The organism is Streptomyces antimicrobicus, from assembly GCF_020532625.1.
Classification (GTDB): Bacteria; Actinomycetota; Actinomycetes; order Streptomycetales; family Streptomycetaceae; genus Streptomyces; species Streptomyces antimicrobicus.
In genome coordinates, this window is the sequence record NZ_JAJAUY010000201.1 from 1 (window position 1) to 8,484 (window position 8,484).

Below are 8,484 nucleotides of genomic sequence, written 5' to 3' on the forward strand. Positions count from 1 at the left end.
GGCGCTGGACGACGAGCAGCGCGGGCTGGAGGCCGAACTGGCGCGGGTCCGCGGGGACGCCCCGAGCGTCGCGCACCGGGCCCGCGTCCTGCAGACCCGGGTCGCCCTGGTCGCCGGAGCCGCCGAGGCCGTGCGCCGCGCCGACGCCGCGGCCGACCGCCTCAAGGAGGCCGACGGGCGCCTCGCCGACGCCGCGTTCCGCGCCAAGTTCGCCACCGTGGAGGAGGCCGCGGGCGCGGTCCTGCCGGAGCCGGAGCGGCGGCGGCTGCAACAGCGTACGGACGCCTGGCAGGCGGAGGAGGCGGCCCTCGCCGAGCGGCTCGCCGAGGCCGACACCCGCGCCGCGGCCGCCCTGCCCCCGGCCGATCCGGGCACCGCCGAGGCGCACGCCGAACGGGCCGCCGCCCGGCTGCGCGCCGCCGGCTCGGCCGTGGACGCGGCCCGGGAGCGCTGCGCCGAGGTGGACCGGCTGTCCCGGCAGGCCGAGGCCGAACTGCGCACGCTCGGACCGCTGCGCGAGGAGTACGAACGGGTGGCGCGGATGGCCGCGCTCACCGCCGGCACCTCCGCCGACAACGAGCGCAAGATGCGGCTGGAGGCGTACGTCCTGGCCGCCCGGCTGGAACAGGTGGCCGCGGCCGCCACCGTCCGGCTCCAGCGGATGTCCGGGGGCCGCTACACCCTGGTCCACTCCGACGCCAAGGCCGGCGGACGGGGGCGGTCCGGGCTCGGTCTGCATGTGGTGGACGCCTGGACGGGCAGCGAGCGCGACACCGCGACCCTGTCGGGCGGCGAGACGTTCTTCGCCTCCCTCGCCCTCGCGCTGGGCCTCGCCGACGTCGTCACCGACGAGGCCGGCGGGATGCGCCTGGACACCCTCTTCATCGACGAGGGTTTCGGCAGCCTGGACGACCAGGCCCTCGACGAGGTCCTCGACGTCCTGGACTCCCTGCGCGAACGCGACCGCAGCGTCGGCATCGTCAGCCACGTCGCGGACCTGCGCACCCGGGTGCAGGCGCAGCTGGAGGTCGTCAAGCGGCGCGGGGGTTCGGTGGTGCGCCACCGCACGGCGGGACCGACGGACTGAGGCCACCGCTCGGTGGTGCGCACCGCGCCGCGGGGCTCACGGACCGAGGCCGCCGAGGACGCCCCCGAGGCTCACGCCCGGCGCCGGCGCGGCGGGGCCGCGAAGCGGCGCGCCCGCAGGGCCGTGCGGGCGGCGTTCGCCCCGGGGGCGCCGTGCACGCCACCGCCGGGGTGCGCGGTGGCGGACGCCAGGTACAGGCCCGCGATCGGGGTGCTCGGGCGGCCGGTGCCGGGGAGGGGGCGCAGGACGAGCTGCTGGTGCAGGTTCGTGGTGCCCTGGTTGACGGCGCCCCCCACCAAGGCGGGATCGAGGCGTTCGAGGTCGGGTGGGGCCAGGACCCGGCGGGCGCGGACGCAGTCGCGGAACCCCGGCGCGTACCGTTCCACCTGGCGTTCGAGCCGGTCGGCCACGGCTTCCTTCTCCCGCTCGTCCCAGCGGCCGGTGATGCCGTCCCCGCCCGCGTCCCCGGCGATCCGCTGGGGGACGTGGGTGTACGCCCACGCGGACTCGGTGCCTTCGGGCGAGCGGCTCGGATCCGCGGTGGTCATCTGCCCGAGCACCGCGAACGGCGTGCTCGGCACCAGCCGCATGGCGATCTGGGCGGCGAACAGGGTCAGCTCGTCCACACCGTCGGCCAGATGGACCGTTCCGGCGGTGCGCGGCCCGTCCGCGGCCCACGGGATCGGCCGGGACAGGGCCCAGTCGACCTTCACCGTCGAGAAGTCCCACTGGAACCTCCGCAGGTCCTCCCGGACCCGGTCGGGCACCTGCTCGCGCGGCAGCAGCCGCTCGTAGAGCACCGGCGCCGGAACGGCGGCCAGGACCGCCTTCCGGGCCGCCACGCCCGTGCCGTCCCCGGTGCGCACCCCCACGGCCCGGCCGCCGCGCACCACCACCTCGGCCACCTCCTGCCCGCACCTGAGCACCCCTCCGCGCGCGGTGAGGCGTCGGACGAGGGCGTCCGTCAGGGCCTGCGCGCCGCCCCGCGGCACGGGGAAGCCGTAGGTCTGGCCGAGCATGCACATCAGCCACCCGAAGCCGCCGCCCAGGGCGGACTCGGGCGCCAGGTCGGCGTGGAGGGCGTTGCCGGCGATCAGCAGGCGACCGCCGGCGCCCGCGAACTCCTCCTCGCCCAGCCGGCGGGCCGGCAGCAGCATGGTGCGCGCCACCCGTAGGCCTTCGCCGTACCCCAGCCGCAGCGCCAGCCTCCCGCCCGCGCGGACCGGCGGGAAGGGCGTGAACAGACAGTCCACCAGGTCGTCCCCGATGCGCTGCCACAGCCGGCACAGGCGCAGCCACGCCTCCCCGTCGCCCGGTGCGAACCGCTCCAGCGAGGCCGCTGTCGCGGCCGGGTCCGCGGCCAGCACCGCGCACCGGCCGTCCGCCAGCGGGTGGGCCACCGGCGCGGGCGCGCGGCTCCAGCGCAGGCCGTGGTCCTCCAGGCGCAGCCGCCGGATCACCGGTGACGCCGCCGCCAGCGGGTAGAAGGCGCTGCACAGGTCGTGGACGTACGCCGGGTCCAGGCCGCGGTCGCTGCGCACCGCACCCCCGGCCGACGGCCCCGCTTCCAGCACCACGACCTGCCATCCGGCGTCGGCCAGGAGATTGGCCGCGACGAGCCCGTTGGGGCCGGCTCCGACGACGACGGCGTCAGCGGCGCTCACGCGCGCCGTCCTCGCACTCGCGGGCCAGGCGCGCCAGCATCACCCGGTGGCGCAGCTGGGCCACGGCGTCGATCGCGGCGTGGTGGAAGGACCACCCCCGCCCCCGCAGCGGGTGTTCGTCGAGGACGAGCAGCGTCTCCTCCGGTCCCCAGGGCCGTACCTCGATGGCGATCCGGGCGCCCGCGTCGCCCATCTTGGCCTCCAGTTCGAGCCGTTGCGGTGGCTCGCAGACCCGTACCACCGTCGTGCCGTCGTACGTGAACGGGCCGACCTTGATCCGGTAGCGCAGCTCGGAGCCCTCCTGCGGCCATCGGCCGTCGGCCTCGCGGGAGCGGTGCGTACCGAGGACCCACCGCGCGTACCGGTCGCCGTCGGCCAGGACCTCCCAGACCCGTTCCGGTCGGGTCCCTACCAGCCGGTGCTGCACCGCCATGACTGCCTCCCGCTCCGTGGCCGGGGTCTGTCGGGGTCTGTCCGGGACCGGGCGCCTACCCGCCGCGGCGGCCCTCATGCCGCGCCGTGGGTGGGCGGCCACCGTGGGGCACGTGGGGGACGCGGGGCATGTGGGTGGCGTGGGGTGCGTGCGGCACGCGGGGTGTCTGCGGCGCGCCCGGCAGCACGTACGCCGCGCCCGGCCCGTGCGGCGTACGCGGCCCGTGCGGCGTACGCGGCCCGTGCGGCGTGCGCGGCGCGCAGGGCCGCCGGCAGGGCCGCGGCGGCCACCGCCCGCCGTACGAACGTCCGCAGGGCCCCGTGCCGTCCGCCGTGCACGGCGGCGCTCGGACCGGAAGGGGCGCGCAGGACACCGCTCACCGGCTGCGCGGGCGGGCCGTCACCGAGATAGGCACGGTCGGTGCGCCGTCCGACCGCGCGCCGCACCAGCGGCGGGGCCACCCCCTGCCCGAGGGCCAGCAGGCGGGCGTACGGCCCGACCAGCACCCGGCCGCGGGGCCGCCGGGCCGTGCGCACCACGGCCCGCGCGACCCGCTCGGGCGTGGCCACCGCGGGCAGGGAGCGCAGCTCGCGGCCGCTGTGGTTGGCGGCGTGCCGGAAGAACGGGGTGTCCACCCCCGTGGGCAGCACGGTGCACACCTTGATCCCCGGCTCTCCGAGCAGGCGCAGCTCCTCGCGCAGCACCTCGTCGAACGTGACCAGCGCCGCCTTCGACATCGCGTACCCGCCCATGTACGGGGCCGTGATCCGGCCCCCGAGCACGGAAGCGACGTCGATGACGACGCCCCGGCCCTGCCGGCGCATGACCGGTACGGCCGCCCGGGCGCCGTGCACGGCGCCGAGGAGGTTGACGTCGAGCAGCCGCCGCAGGTCCGGTACCGGCACCTGGTCGAACCGCCCCAGGACGCCGACCCCCGCCGCGTTGATCCAGACGTCGATCCGGCCGAACGCGCCGACGGCCGCGTCGGCCAGGCGCGCCACGGCCCGCTCGTCGCTCACGTCCGTGGGGACCACGAGTGCCCGGCCGCCCCGGGCCGCGCACTGCGCGGCGACGTCCCGCAGCTGGTCGGCGCTGCGGGCGGCCAGCACCACGCGGGCGCCCTGCCGGGCGCAGCCGACGGCGGTGGCCCGGCCGATCCCGCTCGACGCGCCGGTGACCACGACGACGGCATGGCGCAACTCCATGTCCCGCCTCTGACCCGCGCGGGCCCGTTCATGCGCCGGACGCCCGAACCCGGCGCTCCCGCGGGTCCGGCTGGCGCGGGCCGGGGGCGGGCGGGGTCTGCCGCAGCGCCCAGCGGATGGCGCCGGTGACCGCGGTCCCGGCCGGTCCCACGCACCACCGCTCGGTCCGCGGCAGCAGCGGCAGGCCCAGGGGCGTCCGCGCCCAGGGCGGCAGCAGGGCCACGGCGGCCGCCGCCAGCAGTGCGTACGGCGGCCGGGCGGGCCACGGCAGCGGGGGCCGGAGCAGGATGAAGCGGGCAGCGGCCCGGGCCTCCTCGGTGCCGCGCAGCTCCGGCCGGAAGGCCTCGATCCGCTCCGCCAGCTCGTCCGCGGTGCGGGGCGGCCGGACGACTCCGAGGGCCTGGCCGACCCGGGCCGCCGCCGCGACGTACGCGTCGCACCCGTCCGCGTCCAGGTGCCCGGCGCCGTAGCGCTGGTAGGCCCGCAGGAAGCTGTCCACCTCGGCGATGTGCACCCATTCGAGCAGGTGCGGATCATCGGCCCGGTACGGCTGCCCGTCCGGGGTGCGGCCGCGGATCCGCCCGTGCACCGCCCGTACGGCGTCCACCGCGCGCTGCGCGTCCTGCGCGGTGCCGTAGGTGGTGAACGCGAGGAAGGTGCTGGTGCGCTGGAGGCGGCCCCACGGATCGCCCCGGTATCCGGAGTGGGCCGCCACCGCGGCCATGGCCCGCGGGTGCAGCGACTGCAGCAGCAGCGCGCTCAGGCCGCCCACGAACATCGAGGCGTCGCCGTGCACCTGCCGGATCGGTTCCCCGGGGGCGAACCACCTCGGTCCCGGAGTGCCGTGGATCCGGGCCCGGTTCTCCGCGCCGGAGGGGCCGGCGACACGGGCGAGGAGGGCGTCGCCGAGGCGGTCACGGGCCCGCGGCGGCACCAGCCGGTTCAGCGCTTGCGACCGGTTCACGGTTCAAGTGTGACGCGGCCGGGCCGGTACCGGGAAGCGGCGGGGAGGGGAGGAGGGCCCCGGCCGGGAGGAGGGCCCCGGCCGCCTCACGGTGAGATCGGGCGGCGCGGCAGCGGGGACGAGTAGACGATGCTCGTGGTCACCGAGCCCAGACCGGCGATGCGGCCGGTGATCTCCTCCAGGTGGGACATCGACCGGGCGGAGACCTTCAGCACGAAGCAGTCGTCGCCGGTGACGTGATGGGCCTCCAGGACCTCCGTCGTCGTCTCCAGCAGGTCGTGGAAGGGCTTGTAGTTCCCGTGCGGGTAGCGCAGCCGGACCAGGGCCAGGATCGATCGGCCCAGCCGCTCGGGGTCGACCACCGCCGTGTACCCGGTGATCACCCCGGCCTCCTCCATCCGCCGGACCCGCTCGGTGACGGCGCTCGCCGACATCGAGACGGTACGGGCGAGTTCGGTGAAGCTGGCGCGGCCGTCCTCCTGCAGGGCGGTCAGGATGCGCCAGTCGGTGGCGTCAGGGGAGTACTCGGTCATAGTGCAGGGATAGCAGGGGAATCCCCGGTCCAACAAGTGATACGCCGGGGAAAGTCACTTCCGGGGCGGGTAGGGCGCCCGTAGATTTCTGGGCATGACGACGACACAGCACACCGAAGCTGCTCCCGCCACCAACCCCGTCCTGCGCGTCCCGCCGGCCGCCCCCGCGGCCGCCGCCGCCTACTTCGCCGCGAGCCTGGCCTTCCACGCGGACGTCTCCGATGTCGCCGCCGCCTTCAAGGCCCACCGCGAGCAGGGCGCCGAACTGGGCTTCCAGCTGGTCGACTCCCGCTCCACGCCCTCGTGGGACCAGGCCCACGTGCCCGGAGCCGTGCACCTGCCGACCGCGCTCGTCCCCGAGCAGGCCGAGCGGCTGCTGGACAAGAACCTGCCCGTGGTCACGTACTGCTGGGGGCCCGGCTGCAACGGCGGCGCCCGCTCCGCACTGGCCCTGGCCGAACTGGGCTTCCAGGTCAAGGAGATGCTCGGCGGCATCGAGTACTGGATCCGCGAGGGCTTCGAGGTCGAGACCTGGCAGGGCTCGGCGCAGCGCGCCGAGGCCGACCCGCTGACCGCGCCGGTCGACTCGGACGACTGCGGCTGCTGAGCGGCTGCCAGGGCTGAGCCGCCGCCGATGCCGAGCGGCTCCCTGGCCGCCCGGTCCTCGACCGAGGGAGCCGGGCGGCCCGTCGGGCGCGCGGTCAGAGCCGGGAGGGCTCGGCCGCGCGCGGGATGAGCGCCGGGAGGGCTCGGCCGCGCGCGGGACGAGTGCCGGGAGGGCTCGTCAGAGCCGGGAGAGCTCGTCCACCAGGTCGTCCAGGCCCAGCGAACCCTGCGACAGCGCGGCCATGTGCCAGGCCTTGAGATCGAAGGAATCGCCGTGGGCGGCCCTGGCGTTGTCCCGGCCCTGGAGCCAGGCGCGCTCGCCCAGCTTGTAGCCGATGGCCTGGCCCGGCATCGACAGGTAGCGGGTCAGTTCGCTCTCGACGAAGTCCGCCGGGCGGCCGCTGTGCAGGCCGAAGAACTCCTGCGCCAGCTCCGGCGTCCAGCGCTCGCCCGGGTGGAACGGCGAGTCCGCCGGGATCTCCAGCTCCAGGTGCATGCCGATGTCCACGATGACCCGGGCGGCCCGCATCATCTGGCAGTCCAGGTAACCCAGGCGCTGCTCGGCGTCCTTGAGGTAGCCCAGCTCGTCCATCAGCCGCTCCGCGTACAGCGCCCAGCCCTCCCCGTTGGCGCTGACCATGCCGACCGTCGCCTGGTAGCGGGAGAGCTGGTCGGCCACGTGCGTCCACTGCGCGAGCTGCAGGTGGTGGCCGGGCACGCCCTCGTGGTACCAGGTCGAGACCAGGTCGTAGACGGGGAACCGGGTCCGGCCCATGGTCGGCAGCCACGTGCGGCCCGGGCGCGAGAAGTCCTCGGAGGGACCGGTGTAGTACGGCGCCGCTGCGCCGCCGGGCGGGGCGATCCGCGACTCCACCTTGCGCACCCGCTCGGCGAGTTCGAAGTGGGTGCCGTCGAGGTTGGCGATCGCCTCGTCCATGAGGCCCTGGAGCCAGGCGCGGACCTCGTCGACGCCCTCGATGTGGGTGCCGTGGTCGTCCAGGTGCTTGAGGGCCTCCCACGGGCCGGCGCCCGGGAGGATCTTGCCGGCCTCGGTCTTCATCTCCGCGAGCAGCCGGTGGTACTCGGACCAGCCGTACGCGTAGGCCTCGTCCAGGTCCAGGTCCGTGCCGTTGAAGTAGCGCGCCCAGCGGGCGTAGCGCTCGCGGCCGACGGTGTCCGGCCGGCCGGCGACGGCCGGGGCGTACACGTCCCGGACCCAGTCGCGCAGTTCCGCGGTGGCAGCGGTGGCGCCGGCCGCGGCCTCGGTGAGCTCGGCGCGCAGGGCCTCGGGGCCGTTCTCGGCGAAGTCCGCGAAGAAGCCGGGGCCTTCGCCGTCCTCACCCACCCAGGAGCCGAGCTGGTCGACGAAGGTGGCCGTGGCCCGCGGGCCGCCGTACAGGCCGCGGTCCAGGCCCAGCTGGAGGGACTCGCGGTAGCCGGCGAGGGCGGCCGGGACGGCGCGCAGCCGCTCGGCGATCGCCGCCCAGTCCTCGTCGGTCTCGGTCGGGGTGATCGAGAAGACCTCGCGCACGCTGTGCGCGGGGGAGTGGATGTTGCTGACGGCACGCAGGTGCTCGTCGGCCTCGTGGACGGCGAGTTCGGCGGTCAGCCGCTCCCGCAGCAGCCGGGCGCAGCGGCGTTCGGCGTCGCTGTCGGCGCCGGGCAGCTGCTCCGCCGCGGCCAGCCGGGTGAGGGTGGTGCGGGCGAGCTCGGCCACGGCGTCGGCACCGGCCGGCGAGAAGTCCGGCAGTGCGCGGTGGCTGGAGGCGACGCCGAGGTAGGTGCCGAGGACGGGGTCGAGCGCGACGAGCTCGTCGACGTAGGCGTCGGCGACCTGGCGCGGCAGGAGGCTGCTGTGGAGGGTGTCTGACATGTGGACATCTTCGTACGCGGGACCGCGCCGCGTCACTAGCGTTTCGCTCTCAGCTCCTGACGACCTGCCTGCGTCCGCGCCGGCCGAGCCCCGGGGCCGTGAGCCGGCCCGGGGCAGCC

At 76.2% G+C, this 8,484-nt stretch carries 8 protein-coding genes; 2 read left to right on the forward strand and 6 right to left on the reverse strand.

The annotated features are described in order from the left end of the window. A partial coding sequence (locus tag LG632_RS28590) for an SbcC/MukB-like Walker B domain-containing protein (protein WP_308109368.1) occupies positions 1-1,087 on the forward strand: 1,087 nt, incomplete at its 5' end. A 71-nt stretch (positions 1,088-1,158) separates the two neighbouring features. Here LG632_RS28590 and LG632_RS28595 read toward each other — a convergent pair. The 5 genes from LG632_RS28595 to LG632_RS28615 all read right to left on the reverse strand — a co-directional run bounded on the left by LG632_RS28595 (position 1,159) and on the right by LG632_RS28615 (position 5,886). Further along, on the reverse strand, positions 1,159-2,751 hold the full coding sequence (locus tag LG632_RS28595) for a phytoene desaturase family protein (RefSeq protein ID WP_226730644.1): 1,593 nt from the start codon (positions 2,749-2,751) through the stop codon (positions 1,159-1,161). Next, complete coding sequence (locus LG632_RS28600; RefSeq protein WP_226730645.1) at positions 2,738-3,184, reverse strand: SRPBCC family protein; 447 nt, start codon at positions 3,182-3,184, stop codon at positions 2,738-2,740. Before LG632_RS28600 ends, LG632_RS28595 begins: the two co-directional genes overlap by 14 nt. A 74-nt stretch (positions 3,185-3,258) precedes the next feature. Further along, entirely contained in the window at positions 3,259-4,389 is a 1,131-nt protein-coding gene (locus tag LG632_RS28605; protein ID WP_226730647.1) for an SDR family NAD(P)-dependent oxidoreductase, read from the reverse strand. Between the two features lie 28 nt (positions 4,390-4,417). Continuing rightward, positions 4,418-5,353 (reverse strand): oxygenase MpaB family protein, encoded by a 936-nt coding sequence (locus tag LG632_RS28610; RefSeq protein WP_226730649.1) that lies wholly within the window; start codon positions 5,351-5,353, stop codon positions 4,418-4,420. A gap of 86 nt (positions 5,354-5,439) precedes the next feature. Beyond that, positions 5,440-5,886: an Lrp/AsnC family transcriptional regulator gene (locus tag LG632_RS28615; RefSeq protein ID WP_226730650.1), complete on the reverse strand. Its 447-nt coding sequence runs from the start codon at positions 5,884-5,886 to the stop codon at positions 5,440-5,442. Positions 5,887-5,980: 94 nt separating this feature from the next. Here LG632_RS28615 and LG632_RS28620 point away from each other — a divergent pair, with 94 nt between their 5' ends. After that, complete coding sequence (locus LG632_RS28620; RefSeq protein WP_226730651.1) at positions 5,981-6,493, forward strand: rhodanese-like domain-containing protein; 513 nt, start codon at positions 5,981-5,983, stop codon at positions 6,491-6,493. A 177-nt stretch (positions 6,494-6,670) separates the two neighbouring features. On the opposite strand, the gene LG632_RS28625 is transcribed toward LG632_RS28620, so the two are convergent. Then, a complete protein-coding gene (locus tag LG632_RS28625) occupies positions 6,671-8,365 on the reverse strand; it encodes a DUF885 domain-containing protein (protein ID WP_226730652.1) in 1,695 nt (564 codons plus the stop codon). Positions 8,366-8,484: the final 119 nt, after the last annotated feature.

Bases quoted from the DNA above. Each gene is read 5' to 3' on its own strand.
- LG632_RS28615 (WP_226730650.1), bottom strand. From the start codon at position 5,886: ATGACCGAGTACTCCCCTGACGCCACCGACTGGCGCATCCTGACCGCC.
- LG632_RS28625 (WP_226730652.1), bottom strand. From the start codon at position 8,365: ATGTCAGACACCCTCCACAGCAGCCTCCTGCCGCGCCAGGTCGCCGAC.
- LG632_RS28600 (WP_226730645.1), bottom strand. From the start codon at position 3,184: ATGGCGGTGCAGCACCGGCTGGTAGGGACCCGACCGGAACGGGTCTGG.
- LG632_RS28605 (WP_226730647.1), bottom strand. From the start codon at position 4,389: ATGGAGTTGCGCCATGCCGTCGTCGTGGTCACCGGCGCGTCGAGCGGG.
- LG632_RS28620 (WP_226730651.1), top strand. From the start codon at position 5,981: ATGACGACGACACAGCACACCGAAGCTGCTCCCGCCACCAACCCCGTC.